The sequence below is a fragment of the Seohaeicola zhoushanensis genome (assembly GCF_014656415.1).
Taxonomy (GTDB): Bacteria; Pseudomonadota; Alphaproteobacteria; order Rhodobacterales; family Rhodobacteraceae; genus Seohaeicola_A; species Seohaeicola_A zhoushanensis.
The window spans coordinates 192,544-213,757 of sequence record NZ_BNCJ01000001.1 but is presented as its reverse complement, the minus strand read 5'-3'; the positions used below and the strand labels follow the sequence as shown (position 1 = coordinate 213,757).

17 protein-coding genes are annotated in these 21,214 nt (G+C 69.4%); 1 reads left to right on the top strand and 16 read right to left on the bottom strand.

Features of this window, described 5'->3' with window-relative positions:
• Positions 1–21 precede the first annotated feature (21 nt).
• The 3 genes from IE266_RS01050 to IE266_RS01040 all read right to left on the bottom strand — a co-directional run bounded on the left by IE266_RS01050 (position 22) and on the right by IE266_RS01040 (position 5,565).
• Complete coding sequence (locus IE266_RS01050; protein WP_189678175.1) at positions 22–2,928, bottom strand: DNA translocase FtsK; 2,907 nt, start codon at positions 2,926–2,928, stop codon at positions 22–24.
• 18 nt (positions 2,929–2,946) lie between these two features.
• Entirely contained in the window at positions 2,947–4,128 is a 1,182-nt protein-coding gene (locus IE266_RS01045) for an aminotransferase class I/II-fold pyridoxal phosphate-dependent enzyme (protein ID WP_189678174.1), read from the bottom strand.
• A gap of 108 nt (positions 4,129–4,236) precedes the next feature.
• On the bottom strand, positions 4,237–5,565 hold the full coding sequence (locus tag IE266_RS01040; protein WP_189678173.1) for an amidase: 1,329 nt from the start codon (positions 5,563–5,565) through the stop codon (positions 4,237–4,239).
• An 84-nt stretch (positions 5,566–5,649) separates the two neighbouring features.
• Here IE266_RS01040 and IE266_RS01035 point away from each other — a divergent pair, with 84 nt between their 5' ends.
• Positions 5,650–6,876, top strand: coding sequence for an FAD-dependent monooxygenase (locus IE266_RS01035; RefSeq protein ID WP_229863852.1), 1,227 nt, complete (start codon positions 5,650–5,652; stop codon positions 6,874–6,876).
• A 127-nt stretch (positions 6,877–7,003) separates the two neighbouring features.
• Here the strand turns inward: IE266_RS01035 and IE266_RS01030 are convergent, their stop codons facing one another.
• The 13 genes from IE266_RS01030 to IE266_RS00970 all read right to left on the bottom strand — a co-directional run bounded on the left by IE266_RS01030 (position 7,004) and on the right by IE266_RS00970 (position 21,123).
• Complete coding sequence (locus IE266_RS01030; RefSeq protein WP_189678171.1) at positions 7,004–7,192, bottom strand: Trm112 family protein; 189 nt, start codon at positions 7,190–7,192, stop codon at positions 7,004–7,006.
• The gene (locus IE266_RS01025) at positions 7,189–7,830 is read right to left on the bottom strand and encodes an LON peptidase substrate-binding domain-containing protein (RefSeq protein WP_189678170.1); all 642 of its coding nucleotides are present in this window, start codon (positions 7,828–7,830) and stop codon (positions 7,189–7,191) included. The genes IE266_RS01030 and IE266_RS01025 overlap by 4 nt, the downstream gene beginning before the upstream one ends.
• Positions 7,831–7,857: 27 nt before the next feature.
• Entirely contained in the window at positions 7,858–8,772 is a 915-nt protein-coding gene (trxA, locus tag IE266_RS01020; protein WP_189678169.1) for a thioredoxin, read from the bottom strand.
• Between the two features lie 83 nt (positions 8,773–8,855).
• Positions 8,856–11,927, bottom strand: coding sequence for an efflux RND transporter permease subunit (locus IE266_RS01015; RefSeq protein WP_189678168.1), 3,072 nt, complete (start codon positions 11,925–11,927; stop codon positions 8,856–8,858).
• Positions 11,928–11,964: 37 nt separating this feature from the next.
• On the bottom strand, positions 11,965–13,029 hold the full coding sequence (locus tag IE266_RS01010) for an efflux RND transporter periplasmic adaptor subunit (RefSeq protein ID WP_189678167.1): 1,065 nt from the start codon (positions 13,027–13,029) through the stop codon (positions 11,965–11,967).
• Positions 13,026–14,096: an efflux RND transporter periplasmic adaptor subunit gene (locus IE266_RS01005; protein ID WP_189678166.1), complete on the bottom strand. Its 1,071-nt coding sequence runs from the start codon at positions 14,094–14,096 to the stop codon at positions 13,026–13,028. The genes IE266_RS01010 and IE266_RS01005 overlap by 4 nt, the downstream gene beginning before the upstream one ends.
• A gap of 69 nt (positions 14,097–14,165) precedes the next feature.
• A complete protein-coding gene (locus IE266_RS01000; RefSeq protein WP_189678165.1) occupies positions 14,166–14,921 on the bottom strand; it encodes a tyrosine-protein phosphatase in 756 nt (251 codons plus the stop codon).
• A gap of 21 nt (positions 14,922–14,942) precedes the next feature.
• Positions 14,943–15,749, bottom strand: coding sequence for a metallophosphoesterase family protein (locus IE266_RS00995; RefSeq protein WP_189678164.1), 807 nt, complete (start codon positions 15,747–15,749; stop codon positions 14,943–14,945).
• The gene (locus IE266_RS00990) at positions 15,746–16,519 is read right to left on the bottom strand and encodes an ATP-binding cassette domain-containing protein (RefSeq protein WP_189678163.1); all 774 of its coding nucleotides are present in this window, start codon (positions 16,517–16,519) and stop codon (positions 15,746–15,748) included. The genes IE266_RS00995 and IE266_RS00990 overlap by 4 nt, the downstream gene beginning before the upstream one ends.
• Complete coding sequence (locus tag IE266_RS00985; protein ID WP_189678162.1) at positions 16,516–17,481, bottom strand: ABC transporter ATP-binding protein; 966 nt, start codon at positions 17,479–17,481, stop codon at positions 16,516–16,518. Before IE266_RS00985 ends, IE266_RS00990 begins: the two co-directional genes overlap by 4 nt.
• A gap of 2 nt (positions 17,482–17,483) precedes the next feature.
• Positions 17,484–18,299 (bottom strand): ABC transporter permease, encoded by an 816-nt coding sequence (locus tag IE266_RS00980; protein ID WP_189678161.1) that lies wholly within the window; start codon positions 18,297–18,299, stop codon positions 17,484–17,486.
• Positions 18,300–18,639: 340 nt separating this feature from the next.
• The gene (locus IE266_RS00975) at positions 18,640–19,584 is read right to left on the bottom strand and encodes an ABC transporter permease (RefSeq protein WP_189678160.1); all 945 of its coding nucleotides are present in this window, start codon (positions 19,582–19,584) and stop codon (positions 18,640–18,642) included.
• 48 nt (positions 19,585–19,632) lie between these two features.
• Positions 19,633–21,123 (bottom strand): ABC transporter substrate-binding protein, encoded by a 1,491-nt coding sequence (locus tag IE266_RS00970; protein ID WP_189678159.1) that lies wholly within the window; start codon positions 21,121–21,123, stop codon positions 19,633–19,635.
• Positions 21,124–21,214: the final 91 nt, after the last annotated feature.

Here is a 21,214-nt window from a genome sequence, read left to right as displayed (position 1 = left end):
TTCCCCGGCGGCGTTGCTGTCTCAGTGCTGCTCGGGCACCAGGATCTCGCGCTTGCCGACGTGGTTGGCGGCGGTGACGATGCCCTCGTCCTCCATCTGCTCGACCAGGCGCGCGGCCTTGTTGTAGCCGATGGCCAGCTTGCGCTGGATGTAGGAGGTCGAGCATTTGCGGTCCTTGATGACGACCTGCACGGCCATGTCGTAGAGCGCATCCTCGCCGTCGGTATTGCCGCCGAGGCCGAGGACCAGGTCGATGTCGCTGGCGCTTTCCTCGTCCGGGCCTTCGAGCACGGTGTTGACGTAGGCCGGCGGGCCGAAGCCCTTGAGGTGGTTCACCACTTCCTCAACCTCTTCGTCCGAGACGAAGGGACCGTGGCAGCGGGTGATCTTGGCGCCGCCCGCCATGTAGAGCATGTCGCCCATGCCAAGCAGCTGTTCGGCGCCCATTTCGCCCAGGATGGTACGGCTGTCGATCTTCGAGGTCACCTGGAAGGAGATCCGGGTGGGGAAGTTCGCCTTGATGGTGCCGGTGATGACGTCGACCGAGGGACGCTGGGTCGCCATGATGAGGTGGATGCCGGAGGCACGGGCCATCTGCGCCAGGCGCTGGATGCAGGCCTCGATCTCCTTGCCGGCGACCATCATCAGGTCGGCCATCTCGTCGACGATGACCACGATGAAGGGCATCGCCTCGGGTTTGCTTTCCTCGGTCTCGAATACGGGTTCGCCGGTCTCGTCGTCAAAGCCGGTCTGCACGGTGCGCGAGAACATCTCGCCCTTGGCCAGCGCATCCTTCACGCGGCCGTTGTAGCCCTCGATGTTGCGGACGCCCATCTTGGACATCTTGCGATAGCGGTCCTCCATCTCGCCCACGACCCATTTCAGGGCGACAACCGCCTTCTTGGGGTCGGTGACGACGGGGGAGAGCAGGTGCGGAATGCCGTCGTAGACGCTGAGTTCCAGCATCTTCGGGTCGATCATGATGAGGCGGCATTCCTCGGGCGTCAGCTTGTAGAGCAGCGACAGGATCATGGTGTTGATCGCCACCGACTTGCCCGAGCCCGTGGTGCCCGCGATCAGCAGGTGGGGCATCTTGGCGAGGTTGGCGACCACCGGGTCGCCGCCGATATTCTTGCCCAGCGCCAGCGGCAGGCTCATGGTGCTGTCGCCGAAGTCGCGGCTGGCGAGGATCTCGCGCAGGACCACCTTCTCGCGGTTCTCGTTGGGCAGTTCGATGCCGATGACCGAGCGGCCCGGAACGGTCGAGACGCGGGCGGAGAGCGCCATCATCGAGCGGGCGATGTCGTCGGCGAGGCCGATCACGCGGCTGGCCTTGAGGCCCGGCGCGGGTTCGAGTTCATACATGGTGACGACGGGGCCGGGGCGCACCGAGACGATCTCGCCCTTGACGCCGTAGTCGTCGAGCACGTTTTCGAGCATCCGGGCGTTTTCGGCCAGGGCCTCGTCCGAGAGGTGATGCCGGGTGATGCCCGCCGGGTTCATCAGCAGGTTGAGCGGCGGCAGTTCGAAGTCGTTGGCATCGGCGTCGAAGTTCAGCGCCGGCTGCGCCTCGGCCTGGGCGCGGCGCGACGGCGCCGGGGCCTTGCGGGTCGGGTTCTGCACGACCTTCTTCGGCTCGGCGACCGGGATCTGCATGGCCGGGCGTTCCGGTTCCTCGAGCGGCAGGTAGTCGTCTTCCTCGAAGCTCTCGGGTTCGTAATCTGCTTGGTAGTCGGCGTCGTACTCACGCTCGATCGCGGGTTGCACCTGCGGCGCCGGCATGTGCGCGCGGGTCAGCGGCGGCTCGGCCACGCGGCGGCCACCGGTCAGCGGCGGTTCCGGCGGCAGCCCGTGGTTGCCGGTCCGGTTCAGGATCAGCGGATCGGGGCCACGGCCGCGGCCCTTGGTCAGCGGGCGGGTCAGGTCGGGTTCGGGCTCGACCGGGACGCCGGCCTGCTTGCGGGTGCGCACCACGTCGGCGATGCGGGCCTTGATGCGGTCGTCGCCGGGCATCTCGGCATCGAATTCGCGGGGTTCGTGTTCGACCAGTTCGGCAACCGGCTCGGCGCGGCGGATCAGGCCGGGCATCCGCGACAGGAAGCTCGGGCGCTCGCCCGCGCTCTCGCCCTTGCGCGAGACGATGCGGATCGGTTCGAAATCCTCGAGCACCGGGTCGGAGCGCAGCACGGCGGCCTCTTCGCGGCGGGCGGCGGCCATCTCGCGCCGTTCGGCCAGCCGCAGCCGCTGTTCGCGCAGCGCCGCGCCCGAGGCGCGGGCGGTCATGCCCAGCAGGGTCAGCAGGCCGCCGTAGGCCATGATCAGTCCGATCAGGGCAAAGCGCAGCCCGCGGTTGATCTCGGCGCGGGTGAAGCCCATCACGAAGGCGCCGAGCGCCAGCATCCCGACGGCCAGCAGCAGCGAGGAGAGTTTCAGGCCGACATGCGAGCCGAAGGGCAGCAGCGTCAGCAGCGCGCCCATCACCGTGTCGCCGAACAGACCGCCGAGGCCGAAGCTGTGCGTCGCGCGCCATTCCTCGCCCGGCACCAGCGTCGCGGCATAGACCGAAGCGAGCGCGATGGCGATCGGCGCGAAGATCAGCCGGTTCATCGCCCGGTCTTCGCCGTAATGCGCGGCGAAGCGGATGCCCCAGACGCCGAGGATCAGGGCGATGCCCCAGCTGCCCCAGCCGACGATCATGAACAGCGGCGCGGCCATGGAGGCGCCGATCCGGCCCATCCAGTTCTGCACCGGCGCATCGGTCGAGACCATCCAGTTCGGATCGTCCGGCGTGTAGGAGCCGATCATCGCCGCGGCGGCGATGGCAAGACCGATCAGCGCGATCCCGACAAGCTCCTTGCCGCGCTTCTCGATGGCGGCCTGCATGGTGCTGTCCAGAAAGGGATCCCTGCTACGTGTTTGATATGCCATGCTGTCCTCGGTCTCGTCTTATTTGTAGAGACAGTCGCGGAGCCGGGTGAGGCCCTGCGCCATCTCGTCCTTTGGGGCCACCATGGCGACCCTGATAAATCCTTCGCCGGGGTTCTGCCCCGGTTTGCCCTGCGCGAGGTAGGCGCCCGGCAGCACCCTCACCCCGGTCTCCTTCCAGAGCTTGAGCGCGGCCTGTTCGCCATCGTCCACCGGCAGCCAGAGGAAGAACCCGGCCTCGGGGGCGCGATAGCCCTGCACGTCGGCGAAGATCTCGTCGGCGGCCGCGTATTTCTGCTGGTAGAGGCCGCGGTTCTCGATCACGTGGGCCTCGTCGGCCCAGACGGCGGCGGCGGCGGCCTGAAGTGGCCCCGGAAGCGGTGCGCCGGAATAGGCTCTAAGCTGCTTCATTGCCGCGATGGTCTTGGGGCCGCCGGCGACAAAGCCCGAGCGCAGCCCCGGCAGGTTCGACCGTTTCGAGAGCGAGTGGAAGGCGATCACCCGCTCGGGGTCGGCGCCGACTTCCTTCGCCACGCTCAGCACACCCGGGGGCGCGTCGTCGCGGTAGATCTCGCTGTAGCATTCGTCGGCGAAGACGCGGAAGTCGTATTGCTCGGCCAGGGCCAGCAGTTCGGCCCAGTAATCGCGCGAGGCGACGGCGCCCTGCGGGTTGGCGGGTGAGCAGATATAGGCGGCGGCAGTGCGGTTCAGCACGTCCCTGGGCAGCGCACCGAAATCGGGCAGGTGTCCGGTGGCGTCGGTGGCGGGCACAAAGACCGGCTCGGCCCCGACCGAGATCGCCGCGATCATGTAGACCTGGTAGAAGGGGTTCGGCGAGAGGATCACCGGCTGTTGGCCGTTCTTGGTCTCGGGCACCAGCGCCATGGCGGCGTTGTAGAGGCCCTCGCGGGTGCCGTTCAGGACCATCACGTTCTGCCCCGGATCGAGGCTCACGCCATAGCGCCGCGCCACCCAATCGGTGATCGCGCCGCGCAGGGCATCGGTGCCTTCGTTCTGGGGATATTGGTTGAAACCGTCCGCATTCCTGACGATCACGTCGACGACCCAATGGGGAAAGGCGTGCTTCGGCTCGCCGATCGTCATGTGCACGACGTCGCCGCCGGGTGCATGGGCATCCAGAAGGGCCCGCAGACGCGGGAATGCATAGGGCGGCAGGTTCGCGAACCGCTTGGGAAATTCCATGTTTTTACTGCCTCTTACGGGATCGTTTCGCCCCGTTTTTTCCAAAGGTTAGCCGCGCGCTGGCGCTGCGTCCAGCCGCGTTGCGTCAAGAAGGCAGGATTGTGGCTTTCAGGCCAAGGCCGCTTCGGCCGCCGCGCCGATGCGCAGCAGGGCCGCTTCCTCGAAGGGACGACCGAAGAACATGATGCCGCAACTCGGGCTGCCCGCCGGCAGGGTCAGGGCGCTGAGGCCCAGCAGGTTGCCGATCCGGGTGTTGCGCAGCGCCAGCAGGTTGGCCCGCTTGAAGTAGTCCGAATCCGACTCGAGCCGCTTCACGTTGGGCGGCAGGATCGGCGAGGTCGGCAGCAGCACGGCGTCATAGCCCGAGGTGGCGGCGAGATAGGCGCGGCGGGCCTCGTGCAGCTTGTTGCGGGCGGCCACGTAATCTGGCGCCGAGAACTGCTTGCCGCCCCGGAAGCGTTCGAGGATCTCGGAATACATGCGCTGCGGGTTGGCCTCGATCACGTCGCGCCACTGGCCATATGCCTCGCCGGCGAAAAGCGGGCCGGTGGTGGAAAAGGCATCGGTGACCGAGTCGGTCTCGATCTCCTCGATCATGGCGCCGGCAGCCGAGAGTTTCGCCAGCGCGGCGGCGAAGGCGGCGCCGGGGGCGTCCTCGACCTCGTCCATGGCCAGCGTCTTGAGCACGGCGAAGCGGCGGCCCCGGAGCGAGGCGCCGCGCAGGTCGGGGGCGGTGCCGCCTTCCATCGCGGCGAGCAGCAGGCCGGCGTCCTCGACGCTGCGGGTCAGCGGGCCGACGGTGTCGAAGCTGACGATCAGCGGCACGACGCCTTCGAGGCTGAGGCGCCCGGAGGTGGTTTTGAGCCCGACGAGGTCGTTCCAGACCGCCGGCGCGCGCACCGAGCCGCCGGTGTCGGAGCCGATGCCCGCCGCGGCGAGGCCGAAGGCGACCGAGGCCGCCGCGCCCGAGGAGGAGCCGCCCGGCGCGGCCTCGGGGTCGTTGATGTTCGGCGGGGTCTGGGTGCTGGGGTTCACCCCGAGGCCGGAGAAGGCCAGTTCGGTCATATGGGTCTTGCCGAGGCAGACCAGCCCGGCCTCGGTGGCGTTGCGCAGCACCAGCGCGTCACGCTCGGGCACCCGGCCCTCGAGCAGCAGCGAGCCGGCCTCGGTTCCGACACCGGCGGTGTCGAACAGGTCCTTCCAGCTGATCGGCACACCGTCGAGCGGCGAGCGGCGGCGCCCGGCCTTGGCGCGGTCATGCGCGGCGATGGCTTCGCTCATCGCGCGTTCCTCGGTCAGGCGCGCGTAGATGCGGCCGGTCATCGGGTGGGCCTTGATGGCGTCCAGGTAGGTTTCGGCCAAGGCCACCGGGTCGATCCGGCCCGCGCCGATCTCGCGCCCCAGATCCGCCGCCGTCATCGAAAGCCAGTCGCCCATCGCAATCCCCCGAGGTGTTTCGCCGCGACCGTAGCGACGGTGTCACGCATGGACAATCCCGAAGCGAAAGCCATAGTGCGGCACATGAGCGATACTTCCGATATCCTGATCGTTGGCGGCGGCCTGAATGGCCCCGCGCTGGCCCTTTCCCTGGCGCAAGCCGGGTTCTCCGTGACCGTGATCGACGCCTTGGCCGAGCAGATCCGCGCCGATGCCGCCTTTGACGGGCGCGCCTATGCGCTGGCGCTGAGCTCGCAGCGGTTGCTGGCGGCGATCGGGGTCTGGGACCGGGTGGCCGATCAGGCGCAGCCGATGCTGGAGATCCGGGTCAGCGACGGCCACGCGGGGCTGGGGCCCTCGCCCCTGGTGATGCAGTTCGACCATGCCGAGATCGAGGAAGGCCCGATGGGCTTCATGGTCGAGGACCGGCACCTGCGCCGCGCGCTGATGGAGGCGATGGCGGCCGAGCCGGGCATCACCACGCGGTCGGGGGTGCGGGTGGTGGCGCAGGCCACCTCGACCGCCGGGGCCGGGGTGACGCTGTCGGATGGCGCGACCCTGGGCGCGCGGCTGCTGGTCGGCTGCGACGGCCGGGCCAGCGGCACCGCCGAGCGCGCCGGGATCGGGCGCACGGGCCATGGCTATGGCCAGACCGCGCTGGTCTGCGCCATCGCGCATGAGCTGCCGCATCACGGCATCGCGCACCAGTTCTTCATGCCGCCGGGGCCGCTGGCGATCCTGCCGCTGACCGGCAACCGCAGCTCGATCGTATGGAGCGAGACCACGGCTCATGCCGCCGAGATCGCCGCCATGGACGAGGAAGCCTATCTCGCCGTGCTGCGGCCGCGCTTCGGCGATTTCCTGGGCGAGATCGCGCTGGCCGGGCAGCGGTTCAGCTATCCGCTGGGGCTGACGCTGGCCAAGAGCTTCATCGGCGAGCGGCTGGCGCTGGTGGGCGATGCCGCCCACGGGATGCACCCGATCGCCGGGCAGGGGCTGAACGCCGGGCTGCGCGACGTTGCCGCGCTGGCCGAGGTGGTGACGCTGGCGGCGCGGCGGGGCGAGGATATCGCCGGGCCGGGCGTGCTGGACCGCTACCAGCAGTGGCGGCGGTTCGACACCACCACGCTGGCGCTGGCGACGGATGCCTTCAACCGGCTGTTCTCGAACGACAACCCGCTGCTGCGGCTGGGCCGTGACCTGGGCATGGGGCTGGTCAATGCCGCACCGGCCCTGCGCCGGGGGTTCATCCGCGAGGCGGCGGGGCTGACCGGCGACCTGCCGCGTCTGATGCAGGGGCTGCCGGTCTGAGGTCCACGCCCCTGGAGCCAGCGTCGCTTCGGGGGCCTTGCCCCCGGCCGCGCCTGCGGCGCGACTCCCCCGAGTATTTTTGAAGAAGAGAAGCTTGGGGCGCGGCGCGGCCTGCCCTGCCGGCGGCTCAGTCGAGGGTGCGGGCCTCGTCGACCAGCATGATCGGGATGCCGTTGCGGATCGGGAAGGCCAGGCCGGCGGCGCGCGAGATCAGTTCCTGCTTCTCGGCATCGTAGTCGAGCGAGGCATGGGACTGCGGGCAGACCAGCGCCTCGAGCATGCGGCGGTCGAAACTGACCGTGGTTTCGTCATTCATTGCCAGACCTCCTGTCCGGAACCGCCGCGCAGGGTGAATTCGATCAGCGTGACCAGCGTTTCGCGCCGGGTTGCAAGGGAAGGCGCTTCGAGCAGCGCCTGCTTGTCCTCGGGGCTGAAGTCGAGCAGCATCGAGAGGGAGTTGATCAGCAACTCGTCCTCGGCCTGTTTCAGCGTGTCCCAGTCGGTGCTCATCTGGCGCCGCTCGAAGAGCTGGCGCAGCACCTCGAGGAACTGCTCGCGGTCGAGGCCGGGGTCGCTCTCGACCTTGCCGAGGTCGCGCTCGAAGCCCTCCCAGGAGACCTCGCAGCGGCGGTAGGGAGTGAAGCCCTCGAGTTCGCGCAGGACCCGGAAGCGGGACTGGCCGGCGAGGGTTATCATGTAGCGCCCGTCCTCGGTTTCCGAGAACTGGGTGACCCGGCCGGCGCAGCCGATGGTGTGCAGCTGTGTCGCGCAGTTGGGGCGGGGGTTGGGCTGGATCATCCCGATCAGCCGCTGCGGCGTCTTGAGCGCGTCCTCGAGCATCTGGAGGTAGCGCGGTTCGAAGATGTGCAGCGGCAGCCGGGCGCGCGGCAGCAGCAGCGCCCCCGGCAGGGGGAAGACCGCAATCGTGTCGGGCAAGTCCGCAGGTTTCAGCATGACGGTCAACCTAGCGCACCGGGACGCTCAGGCAAATATCAGCGAGCTCAATTTGCGCCGGCCGGCGAGGACGATCGGATCGTTCGGTTTCAGCGCGTCGAAGATGGTGAAGAGCTGGGTCTTGGCGGCGCCTTCGTTCCATTCGCGGTCGCGGCGGAACAGGTCGAGCAACTGCGTCACCGCCTCGGCCACGTCGCCCGAGGCGTGCAGCGCCTGGGCGAGGTCGAAGCGGGCCTGCAGGTCGGCCGGGTCGGCCTCGACCCGGGCGCGCAGCTCGGCCACGGGGCCGGCATTGGCGGCCTGGCGGGCGAGCGCGATCTGGGCGTGGGCGGCTTCGAGTTCGGCGGTCCTGGCGATCTTGGCCGGGGCGCCGTTCAGGATCGCCTCGGCCTGGTCGACATCGCCGGTGGCCACATGGGCGCGCACCAGCCCCCCGTAGGCGACGGCGTTCTCGGGCTCTTCGGCCAGGATCGCCGCGAAGACCTCGGCGGCATCGGCGGCGGCGCCTTCCTCGAGCATCTGTTCGGCGGCGGCCAGCGCCTCGGCCAGTTCCTCGCCCGGTGCAACCCCACCGCCGGCCTTGGTCACGCGGTCGATGAAGGCCTTGATCTCGGAGGCGGGGACCGCGCCCTGGAAGCCGTCGATCGGCTGGCCGTTGAAGAAGGCGTAGACCGTCGGGATCGACTGGATGCGCAGCTGGCCGGCGATGTTCTGCGCCTCGTCGACGTTCACCTTGACCATCTTCACCGCGCCCTTGGCGGCGCGGACGGCGTCCTCGAGCATCGGGCCGAGGGTCTTGCAGGGGCCGCACCAGGGCGCCCAGAAGTCGACAACCACCGGTACGTCGCGCGAGGCCTCGACGACATCGGCCATGAAGGTGGCCTCGGTCGTGTCCTTGATCAGATCGGCGCCGGTCGTGGCGCTCAGGTTCAGGTCCATCATCTCCACCCTGCGTTCAGGTTCTCTGTTGCCCCCTCATATGTGGGGTCAGGTCCCGGATGTCAAAGCCTGTCGCGGGACGAGCTTCAGGCGGGGGTGCCGGTTTCCGTCGCGGTTTCGCGTTCGGGGCGGCGGACGCGGAAGACGGCGAGGTATAGCGCGGGGACGAAGACCAGCGTGACCACCGTGCCGGCGATGATGCCGCCCATCATGGCATAGGCCATCGGGCCCCAGAAGATCTGCCGCGAGATCGGGATCAGCGCCAGCGAGGCGGCGGCGGCGGTCAGCACGATCGGCCGGGCGCGGCTGTCGGAGGCGGCGAAGACCGCGTCCCAGGGATGCAGCCCGTGTTCGCGCTGCACCTCGATCTCGTGCACCAGGATGATCGAATTGCGGATCAGGATGCCGACCAGGGCGAGTACGCCGAGGATGGCCACGAAGCCCAGCGGCGCGCCCGAGGGCAGCAGCGCGCCGACCACGCCGATCAGGCCGAGCGGGGCGGCGGCGAAGACCACGAAGGCGCGGCGGAAGCCCTGCATCTGCACCATCACCAGCGTGGCGATGATGAGCAGCATCAGCGGCACCACGGCGGCGATGGGCGCCTGGCTCTTGGCGCTGGATTCGACGGTGCCGCCGACCTTGACGGAATAGCCCGGTGGCAGCTTGGCGGTGAACTCGGCCATCCGGGTCTTGAGGTCGTCGACGATGGTGGCCGGCTGGTCGGCGGTGGAGATCGCCGCCTTGACGGTGACGGTGGGCATCCGGTTCTCCTGCCGGATCACCGGCAACTCGGTGTCGAAACCGAAGACCGCGATGGCCGAGAGCGGCACCGGCTGGCCGCTGGTGGTGGAGAGCTGCAGGTTGGTCAGCGCCTCGACCGAGCGGCGGTCCTCGTCGCTGCCGCGGGCGACCAGGTCGACCAGGAAGGTGTCGTCGCGCAGCTGGGTGACGGTGGTGCCGTCATAGACGGTCTGCAGCGCCGCCGCGATCTCGCGCGAGGTGATGCCGAGCAGGCGGACGCGGTCCTGCAGGATGTCGACGCGGACCACGCGGGCGGGTTCGTTCCAGTCGAGCACGATATTGGCGGTGCGCGGGTCGCTGGCCACCACGGCGGCGGTGTCGCGGGCGATGTCGCGCAGCTGGTCGAGGTCGGGGCCGGTGACGCGGTATTGCACCGGGCGGCCGACGGGCGGGCCGATCTCGAGCAGCTTGACGAAGATGTCGACGCCGGGGAACTCGGTCTCGGTCAGTTGCGTCAGCCTGGCGCGCAGGCGGTTGCGGGAGTCGATGCCCGGTGTCTGGATCACGATCTGGCCGACGTTGGGCGCGCCGTTCATCACGTCGTAGGACAGGATGAAGCGCGGCGCGCCGCGGCCGACGTAGCTGGAGTGGAACAGCACGTCGGGGTCGTCTTTCAGGTAGGCTTCCATGCGGTCCATCTGGGCGCGGGTGGCCTCGATGGTGGCATTCTGCGGCAGGGTGAAGTCGAGGATCAGCTCGGGCCGGTCGGAATTGGGGAAGAACTGGTTCTCGACGAAGCGCATCCCGTAGATCGAGGCGCCGAAGGCCACCAGGGTCAGCGCGATGGTGAGCCAGCGCAGGCGCATCGCGCCGCGCAGCAGGAACTGGAAGGCGCGGCGGGTGCGGCCGACCTTTTCGGCGTGATGCGCCAGTTTCGAAGGCAGCATGGTCACGCCGATCAGTGGCGCGAAGAGCACGGCGACGACCCAGGAGACCAGCAGCGAAACGGCGATGACCACGAAGAGCGAGAAGGTGAACTCGCCCGCCGCCGAATTGTTCAGGCCGATCGGGATGAAGCCCGCCATGGTGACCAGCGTGCCGGTCAGCATCGGGAAGGCAATCGAGGTCCAGGCGAAGGAGGCGGCCTTGGTCAGGCTCTCGCCGACTTCGAGGCGCGAGATCATCGTCTCTATGGCGATCATGGCGTCGTCGACCAGCAGGCCGAGCGCGATGATCAGCGCGCCCAGCGAGATGCGCTGCAGGGTGAAGCCGAGGACATGCATGATGACGAAGGTGATGGCGAGCACCAGCGGGATGGTCAGCGTCACCACGAAGCCGGCGCGCAGGCCGAGGCTGACGAAGCTGACGGCGAGTACGATCACCACCGCTTCGAGCAGGGCCTGGAGGAAATGGCCGACGGCCTCTTCCACCACATGCGGCTGGTCGGCCACCTGGTGGATCGAGACGCCGATGGGCAGTTGTTCCTCGACGCTGTTCATCGCCTCGGTCAGGGCTTCGCCGAAGTCGATGATATTGGCGCCCTGGCGCATCCCGATGGCGAGGCCGATGGCCTCCTGCCCGTTGTAGCGGAAGAGTTCCGAGGCCGGGTCCTCGTAGCCGAGCGAGACCTCGGCCACGTCGGTCAGGCGGAAGAACTGGTCGCCGACGCGCAGGTTGACGTCGGAGAGGGCCTGGGTGCGATCAAAGCCGCCGCCGAGGCGGACCATGACCCGCTCCGAGCCGGAATTGATCTCGCCCGAGGGCAGGATGGCGTTCTGCGAGGCGAGGACGGCCTGGGCCTCGGCCTGGCTGACGCCGAGGGCGGCGAGTTTCTCGGTGGAGAACTGGAGGTAGACGACCTGGTCGCGGGCGCCGAAGATCTCGACCTTGCCGGTGTCCTCGAGGCCCTGCACGGCGCGGCGGGCCTGTTCGACGTAGTCGCGCATCTCGCGGGGGCTGAAGCCGTCCGAGGTGAAGGCGTAGATGTTGCCGAAGACGTCGCCGAAGCCGTCGTTGAACTGGAAGCCGGCGAATTCCGCCGGGAAGTCACCCCGGATGTCGGCCATCATGTTGCGGACCTTCTGCCAGATCTGCGGCAGGTCGCGGGCCTTGGTGGTGGCCAGCAGCTCGATATAGACCACCGAGACGCCGGGGCGGGTGATCGACTTGGTCTTGTCGAGCTGGTCGAGGTCTTCGAGCTTCTTCTCGATGCGGTCGGTGACCTGGGTGAGCGTCTCCTCGATCGAGGCGCCGGGCAGGGCGGCGGAGATCACCATGGTCTTGACCGCGAAATTCGGGTCTTCCTCGCGGCCGATCGAGACATATGCCAGGATGCCGGCCACCAGCGAGACGGCCATCAGGAACCAGACGAAGGAACGGTGCTGGAGCGCCCAGTCGGAGAGGTTGAAGCGGGTCATGGCTGGGGGCCTCCGGAAAGGGGCGGAAATGCGCGGCTCACAGCTTGCCGCCTCCGGCGAGGGGGCCCTCGAGGCGGCGGCCGACGGCCTGCCCCTCGGTGACCGAGTTGACGCCGCGGGTCAGGATCTCGTCGCCGTCGGCGATGCCCGAGAGCACCACGACGCGGCCGGCGGCGCGGGGGCCGAGCTGGACGGTGACCCGCTCCAGCTGGCGTTCGGCGCCGGCGATGCGCCAGACGGCGGGCGGTTCGGCGCCGGCGATCAGCGCGCTGACGGGCAGGGTGGTGATCTCGGCCTGGGCCAGGTCCGAGCGGGCGACCGAGACCAGCGCGCCGAGGCGGAAGGCGGTCAGGTCGCCATCGAGGCGCAGGTGGGCCGAGCGGGTGCGGGTGGCGCGCGCGCTGACCGGGTCGATCCGGTCGAGCGTGGCGGTGACGGTGCGGGCGGGGTTGGACATGAGCCGCACGGTGTAATGCGCCCCCGGCGCGGTAGCGGCGGCGGCGTCCTCGGAGAGCGCGATGACGGCCTCGCGCCCTTCGCGGGCCGCCAGGGTCACGACGGTCTGGCCGGCGTCGAGCGCGGCACCGGGTTCGGCGTGGATCTCGGTCACGATGCCGTCGAGCGGGGCGCGCAGGTCGGCCTGGTTGCGCGCGTCCTTCGCGCGGGCGAGACCGGCCTCGGCCTGTTCCAGTGCGGCCTTTGCCGAGGCGAGCGCATTGGCGGCGGATTCGGCGGCGGAGGCGCTGTCGACGCCGCGCTCGACCAGCGCCTTGACGCGGTCGCTGGTGTCCTGCGCGGTCTGCAGGCTGGCCTCGGCGATCTTGACCCCGGCCTCGGCGGCGCGGACCTGGGCGTCGAGGTCAGAGGCGTCGAGACGGGCCAGAACCTCGCCCTTGTCGACGGTGTCCCCGGCATCGACCGCGCGTTCGGCCAGGGTGCCGAGCTGGAGGAAGCCGAGGTCGATCTCGGAGGCGGCGCTGACGGTGCCGACCCAGGCGGATTCGATCCCGGCCTGCGGGGCGACGATTTCCGAGATGACCGGGCGTTCCTCGGCCAGCGCGGGCGTGGCGAGCAGCAGGAGGGCGAGCGTGTGGCGGATCATTTCGCGGCCTCCGACAGGCGGACCTTGCGGCCGGGGTAGAGCAGCTGGGCACCGAGGGTGACGACCATCTCGCCCTCTTCGAGCCCGGTTTCGATGAAGATGCGGTCGCTGGTATAGCGGCTGATGGTCACCGGGCGCAGCAAGACCGACATGCTCGCCTCGTCGACGATCCAGACGGCCGGGCCTTCGGCGGTGGCCGAGAGAACCGACCAGGGCAGCGCGATCCCCTTGCCGTCGGATTGTACCGCCGAACCGCGCACCGCATCGCCGTAGCTGAGGCCGGGCAGCGAGGCGTTCATCGCCACCTTGACCTGCACCGTGCCGGTGGCGACGTTGACCAGCGGCGAGATCTCGCGCACGCGGCCGGTGACCGCGACGTCGGGCCGGTCGATCGGCGAGAGCTGCACCACGGGGGGCGTGGCATTCTGGGCGGCGTTGGTGAGCACCGCCTCGGGCACGTTGAAGACGGCCTCGTAGCCCTCGCCCAGGGCGAGTTCGAGAATGGGCTGGGCCGCCCCGATGATCTGGCCCGGTTCGGCCAGGCGGCGGATCACGGTGCCGCTGGCCGGGGCGAGCAGGACGGTGTCCTCGAGCGCGGTCCGGGCCTGGGCCAGTTCGGCCTCGGCCTGGGCCTGGCGGGCGACGGCGGCGGCGAGCCGGTCGGTGGCGGCGTCACGGTTGGCGCGGGTGGTGGCGCCGCGTTCGAACAGGTGGGCCTGGCGGGCCTCGTTGTCGCGGGCGGCGTTCAGCTCGGCCACGGCGGCGGCAACGGAGGCATTTGCCCCACGCAGAGCCTGTTCCTGCTGCACCCGGTCGATGCGCGCGAGTTCCGCCCCGGCGGCGACATGGTCACCGTCATCGACCTCGATGGTGGTGATGCGGCCTCCGGTCGGGAAGGCGGCGCGCAGGGTGTCGGGGGCGGCGATCTCGCCCGTCAGCCAGAGGCGGCGGCTGAATTCGGTCGTGGTGGCCGGGGTGGCGGTAACGGTCAGCGTCTGATCGGCCAGCGCGGCGGACGCGCAGAGCATCAGCGCCATCGCCACCTTGAGGAAAGCGCGGTTCGCCATGTCGTGTTCCTTTCGCCGTCGCCGGCAGAATCCCGCCAATGCGGGTCTCCGTCAAGCAGCGACCAAGCGTCAACCGGGCTGGCCGGTGATCCTGGCGTTCAGGCTGTCGATCTTTTCGGCTTCCAGCCCGGCGTCGGCGAGGTAGCCGCGGACCGATCCGTACTCGGCCTCGATGCTGTCGAGCGCGCGATCCATGGTGCGGGCCGGGCTCTTCAGCATCCGGGCATAGGCGACCGTGTCTCCGCCACGCTGGCGCGAGAGTGCGAGGAATTCGGCCACCAGGTCGGAGATCAGGTCGGCGCTGAGGGCGTAGTCGGCGAGGATGTCGTCGCGGCCCACCCCGGCGATGCCCAGCAGCAGCGCCGAGACGATGCCGGTGCGGTCCTTGCCGGCGGTGCAGTTGAACAGGATGGTGCCTTCGCGCGCCTCGGCCATGGCCGAGAGGATCTCGCGCAGGGCCTCCTGCCGGCTGTGCAGGGCGGTGATGTAGAAATCGAGCAGCGGGTCGTCGGAGGTCGCCCGCGCCTGGCCCATCGTGGCGGGGGCAAGGTCGTCGAACAGCGGCAGGTTCAGGAAGTCGACGCCGTCATGCGCGGCGAAGGGGTTGGGGGCCTCCCTGACCTCGTTGCGGGTGCGCAGGTCGATCACGGTGGCCAGCCCCTCGTCCAGCAGGCGCCGGTCCTCGCCGGGGGCAAGGCGGTGCAGGCTGTCGGCGCGCAGGAAGCGGCGCCAGGGCAGGGTCAGCCCCTGGGTATTGGTGTATCCGCCCAGGTCGCGGACGTTGTGGGCGCCGGAAATCGGCAGGTGGCGCATGTCTTTCAGCATCCGGGAAACATCCTGCGATTGTCAGGAAAAGGCAAGCAGTCGCGCCCGGTCGATCACGGTTATCTGCCGCGCCTCGGGGGTCAGCGGGACAAAGGCGACACTCAGCCCGGAGGGACGCCATTCGCAGAGGCCGAAGCCCGAGCCCTCGACGATGCGCAGGTCCTGGCGGTCGAGCAGGTCGACCGTGGAGTGCAGCCCGTTGGAGACCACGATCGGAATGCCGTGCCAGTGGCTGACCCGGTTGATGTGGATATGGCCGCTGAGGATGCCCGCCACCGGGTGGCCGCGCAGGGTTTCGGCCAGGGCCTCGGTGCTGGCCATGTCGATGGTGCCCCAGGGCAGCCCGTCGGGATCGACGCGCGGCGGGTGGTGCATCACGATCAGCTTGGGGCGGTCGGAGTGGCGGGCGAGGGCGGCGCGCAGGAAGTCCATCTGCTCGGCGTCGATGGCGCCGGCGACGCGGCCCGGCACGCCGGTGTCGAGCGTGATGACATGCAGCGCGCCCTGCAGCGCGTCATGGTAGAGGGGCTGGTCGGAAGCGCCGTCGCGGAACACCGCGTTGAAGCCCTCGCGCTTGTCGTGGTTGCCGAGCGCCAGCACCAGCGGCACCGGGATATCGGCGATGATCTCCTGCAGCAGGCGATAGCTCGAATCGTGGCCGGTATTGGTGAGATCGCCGCTCATCACCACGAAGTCGGGCTTTTCGGGCATCGCGGCGATATGGGCGACGACCCGGCGGAGGGTGGCCTCGGTATCGGAGTGCAGGCCCATGTCGCCGGAATCGGCGTGCGAGAGGTGCAGGTCGGTGAGGTGGAGAAAACGGGTCATGCGGCGGCTCCGGCGGCGGTCAGAAGGGAACGGGTATAGGGATGCGAGGGCGCGGCCAGCACCTGGTGGGCCGGGCCGGATTCGAGCGTCTTGCCGTGCTGCATCACCATCAGGTGGTCGCAGATGCTGGCGACCACGGCGAGGTCGTGGGAGATGAACAGCATGGCGAGGCCCAGCTCGTCCTGCAGGTCCATCAGCAGGTTTAGGATCTGCGCCTGCACGGAGACATCCAGCGCGCTGACGGCCTCGTCGGCCACCAGCAGGGCGGGGCGGGTGACGATGGCGCGGGCGATGGCGATGCGCTGGCGCTGGCCGCCCGAGAACTCGTGCGGATACTTGCCTGCATCGGCGGCGCGCAGGCCGACGTGGTCCAGCGCCTCGTCGACCCGGCGGGCGGTGTCGGGCGCGCCCATCACGCGCAGCGGCTCGGCAATCGACCAGCCGACGGTGCGGCGCGGGTCGAGCGAGCCATAGGGGTCCTGGAAGACCATCTGGAACCGCTGGCGCAGGCGGCGCAGCTCGGCCGTCGAAAGCGCGTTCAGGTCGTGACCGTCGAAGCGGATGGTGCCCTGGTCGGGTCTCTCGAAGGCCATGACCATGCGGGCCAGCGTCGACTTGCCCGAGCCGGATTCGCCGACGATGCCGAGGGTCTGGCCCCTGTCTATGCTCAGCGAGGCATTGTCCACTGCGACCAGCACCGGCGGCGGTTGCAGCAGGGCGCGGCGCGGCAGGCGATAGCGGCGGGTGACGTTACGGACGTCCAGGATCATGCCGGCACCTCCAGCGCGTGGCAGGCGGCGCTGCGGGTGCCGAAGGCGCGCATCGCGGGTTTGACGGTGGCGCAGTCCGGGCGCTCGACCGGGCAGCGGCCCGAGAAGCGGCAGCCGGCGGCGAGGGCATGGAGCGCGGGCACGGTGCCGGGGATCGTCGGCAGGCGGGGGCGCCTGCCTGCCGCGTCGCGTTGCTGCGGGGCGGGGTCGGGGCGGGCGCCGAGCAGGCCGCGCGTATAGGGATGGGCGGGGTCGTGCAGCACCTCGGCCGTCGGGCCGCGTTCGACGATGTCGCCGCCATACATGACCATGATGTCCTGCGTCGCGCGGGCGACCGAGGCGAGGTCATGCGAGATGAACAGCAGTGCCATGCCGCGCTGTTCGGCAAGGCGGACCAGCAGGTCGGTAATGCGCAGCTTGACGTTGGCGTCCAGCGCGGTGGTCGGTTCGTCGGCGATCAGCAGGGCCGGGTCGCAGGCCAGCGCCAGGGCGATCAGCACGCGCTGGCGCTGGCCGCCCGACATCTCGTGCGGGAACTGGCGCAGGCGGGCTTCGGGGTCGGGGATGCCGACCTCGCGGAACAGGTCGAGCGCTTGGGCGCGGGCGGCGGCGCGGTCCATCCCGAGGTGGATGCGCAGCGGGTCGGCCACCGTGTCGCCGACGCGGCGGAGCGGGTTCAGCGCGCTCATCGGTTCCTGGAAGATCATCGCCACCTTGCGGGCGCGCAGGCGCTGCCAGTCGGCCTCGGTGGCGGCGGACATGTCCTTGCCGTCGATCAGCAGGCGGCCCGAGACCTGCGCCGCCTCGGGCGCCATGCCCATCAGCGAGAGTGCCAGCATGGTCTTGCCCGAGCCGGATTCGCCGACCACGCCCAGCCGGTCGCCGGGGCGGATGGTCAGCGAGGCCTGGCGCAGGGCGGTGGCGCTGCCGAAGGCGACGGAGAAGCGGTCGAGTTCGAACATGATCAGCGCTCCCGCACCAGCCGGGGGTCGGTGACGTCGCGCAGCCCGTCTCCCAGCAGGCCGAAGCCCATCACGGCGGCGACGATGCAGAGGCCCGGATAGATCGCCAGCTGCGGGGCCTGGTACATCAGCGTCTGCGCCTCGGAGAGCATCCGGCCCCAGGTGGGCGAGGGCGGTTGCGCGCCGAGACCGAGATAGGAGAGCGCGGCCTCGGCCAGGATCGCCACGGCGAATTCGATGGTGGCCTGCACGATCACCGGGGCGGCGATGTTGGGCAGGATGTGATCCCTGGAGATGGCGAAACGGTCGAGGCCGGCGGCGCGGGCGGCGGCGACATATTCGCGGGTCCAGACCTGGTTGGCGGCGGCGCGGGCGACGCGGGCGAAGACCGGGATGTTGATGAAGGCGATGGCGAGGACGGCATTGGTCAGCGAGGGGCCGAAGACGGCGGCCAGCATGATCGCGAAGAGCAGGGCCGGGAATGCGAAGCCGATGTCGGCGATGCGCATGACCAGGTCTTCGACCCAGCCGCCGATGGCCGCCGCCAGCAGGCCGAGCGCGGTGCCGATGGAGCCGCCGAGCAGCACGGCGGCCAGCGCCACGGCCATCGAGTTGCGCGCGCCGGCCATGAGCTGCGAGGCGAGGTCGCGGCCGAGCTGGTCGGTGCCGAGCCAGTGGATGGTATCCGGCGCGGCGAACTTGTTGCGCACGTTCATCACGGTGAAGTCCTGCGGCGTCCAGACCAGCGAGAGCGCCGCCGCGCCGATGACGAGGGCGACGAGGACGGCGCCGATGAGGAGGTTGACGGGGAGCTTCATGGGCGTCTCCCACGGCGAAGAGCGGCCCTCACCCCCAGCCCCTCTCCCGAGGGGAGAGGGGAGCAGGTTGCGCTGGGCTGGGTGGCGGGGCGCCTCCTGCCGAGGCGTGTGGCGGCCCTCACCCCCAACCCCTCTCCCTGAGGGAGAGGGGAGCAGGTGGCGAAGTTGGCGCTGGCGCACCTCGCTGAGCGTGCGCCGCCCCCCACCCCTCTCCCCTCCCCACGAGGGGGAGGGGAAGCACACTTGTCTGCCGTTGCGCCGCCAGGCCGCTTCAGCGCCTCCCCTCCCCCTCGTCGGGAGGGGATGGGGGTGGGGGGCCATACACTAGGCTCGCCGCAGATCATGCCCGTGCCTTCAGGCGCGGGTCGATCACCAGGTAGAGCAGGTCGACGATGAAATTGGCGGTCACCACGATGGCGGCGAAGAGCATCACCAGCGCCTGCACGGTGGGCAGGTCGCGGTTGGCGATGGACTGGAAGATCAGCCGGCCGAGGCCGGGGAGATAGAAGACGTTCTCGATCACGATGGTTCCGGTGACGAGGGCGGCGAACTGCATGCCGACGATGGTGACGATGGGCACCAGCGCATTGGGCAGGACGTGACGCCAGAGGACGCGGGTGCGCGAGAAGCCCGAGGCGCGGGCGGTGCGGACATAGTCCTGCCGCATCACCTCGAGCGCGGAGGAGCGGGTGACGCGGGCGAGCACCGAGGATTGCACCAGCGCCAGCGCGACGGTGGGCAGGATCAGCGCGCGCATCGCGGCGACGGGATCGGACCAGCCGGGAAAGCCGCCGGGCGGCAGCCAGCGGAGTTTCACCGCGAAGATCAGCACCAGCAGCATGGCGAGCCAGAAGGCGGGCACCGCGATGCCGAGCTGGCTGAGCAGCATCACGCCCCAGTCGCCGGCCTTGCGGTGGTTGGCGGCGGCGCCGATGCCCATGACCAGCGCGAGCAGCACGGTGAAGATCATGCCGGAGACGGCGAGCGAGATGGTCATCGGCAGGCGCTCGGCGATCAGGTCGGCGACGGGCACGCGGAAGGAATGCGAGACGCCGAAATCGCCGGTCAGCGCATGGGTGATCCACGACCAGTAGCGGGCCAGCAGCGGCTGGTTCAGGCCGAGCTGTTCGCGCAGGGCGGCGAGCGCGTCTTCGGTGGCGTCGAGGCCAAGGATGGTGAGCGCAGGGTCACCCGGCAGCACGTTCATCACGGCAAAGACCACCGCGGAAACGGCGAGCAGAGTCAGGGCGAAGCCGAGGGATCGGCGGAGCAGGAAATACCACATGCAGGAGAGCCGGAGGGGCGGGCCGTTACCGGCCCGCGCCCCGGTGGTTCAGTCGACGGTGATGCCGGCCAGCGGCTGGAACAGCACCGGCGAGGACTGCCAGAAGCCCTTCACGTTGGTCTTGATGATCGAGATCTGCGGCATCTGGAACAGGAAGCCGTGGACCGCGTTGTCGGCCAGGTATTTCTGGCCCTCCTTCAGCAGCTCGTTGCGCTTGGCCGTGTCGGTCTCGGTGCTGATGCTGTCCCAGAGGGCGGTCATCTTGGCATCGTCATAGCCGTAGAAATACTTCGGCCCGCGGGCGAAGTTGCCCATGTCGTTGGGCGAGGTATGGGCGATGATGGTCATGTCGTAATTCTGCTTCTTGTAGACCTCGTCCAGCCAGAAGCCCCATTCGACGTTCTCGACCTTGGCGTCGATCCCGGCCTCCTTCAGCTCGGCCTGGATGATCTCGGCCGAGCGGGTGGCATAGGCGAAGGGCGGCACGCGCAGGGTCATGGTGGTGCCGGCGACGCCGGCCTCCTCGAACATCTTCTTCGCCTTCTCGGCGTCATGCGGATAGGTGCCGGTCAGGTCGACATAGGCGGGCCCGTGCGGCGGGTAGAAGCTGCCGATCGGAACGGCGACGCCATACATCGCGCCCTCGATGATCTCCTCGCGGTCGATGGCGGTGGAGATGGCGCGGCGGACCTCGACGTTGTCGAAGGGCGGCTTGGCGTTGTTCATGGCGAGGATGACCTCGCCCTCCGTCGAGCCGACGTTGACGCTGAAGCGCGGGTCGGCCTCGAACTGCGGCAGCATCTCGGGGGCACCGAAGCCCGGGTAGGCGTCGATCTCGTCCGACAGGATCGCGGCGGCGGCGGCGGCCGGGTCGGCGATGAAGCGGAACTCGACGCGGTCGAGCTTGACCTCGCCGGCGTGGCGCCAGTCGGGGTTCTTGACCAGCGTCAGGCGGTCGCCGCGGGTCCAGCTGTCATACTTGAAGGGGCCGGTGCCCACGGGGATGGTGGCATTGCCGTCAACGCTTTCCTCGGCGACGATCGAGGCATCGCCCTGCGCCATGTTGAACAGGAAGAAGGCGTCCTTGTTCTTGAGCGTGATGACCACGGTCTGGGCGTCGGGCGCCTCGACCGAGGCGATGGGTTTGAAATAGCCCTTGGAGGGGTTCACGCTGCCTTCGGCCATGGCGCGGTTGAAGGCGAAGAGGACGTCGGCCGAATCGAAATCGGTTCCGTCGTGGTATTTCACGCCCTGCGCCAGCTTGAAGGTATAGGTCAGGCCGTCGTCCGATACGGTCCAGCTTTCCGCCAGTTGCGGCAGCACGTCTCCGTTCGGAGCCACCGTGGTCAGCGACTCGTAGACGTTCTGGGTCAGCATCCCGTCGATCGAGGCGGTGGCGTCGGCGGTCGGATCGAGCGAGGTCGGCTCCTGCTGCAGGCCGATGACCAGCTTGGCCTCGGCCAGCGCCGGGCCGGCGCCCAGAAGGGCGGCAAGCGCAAGGCCGGCAACGGTAACATTTCGGGAGGAACGGATCGTCATATGCATACTCCGGTGTTCTGGCGGCAAACCGCACGAAAGAAGGACCGCGCGGCGCTTCCTGCCGATACGGTGCCCTAGCGTCACGGGCCGG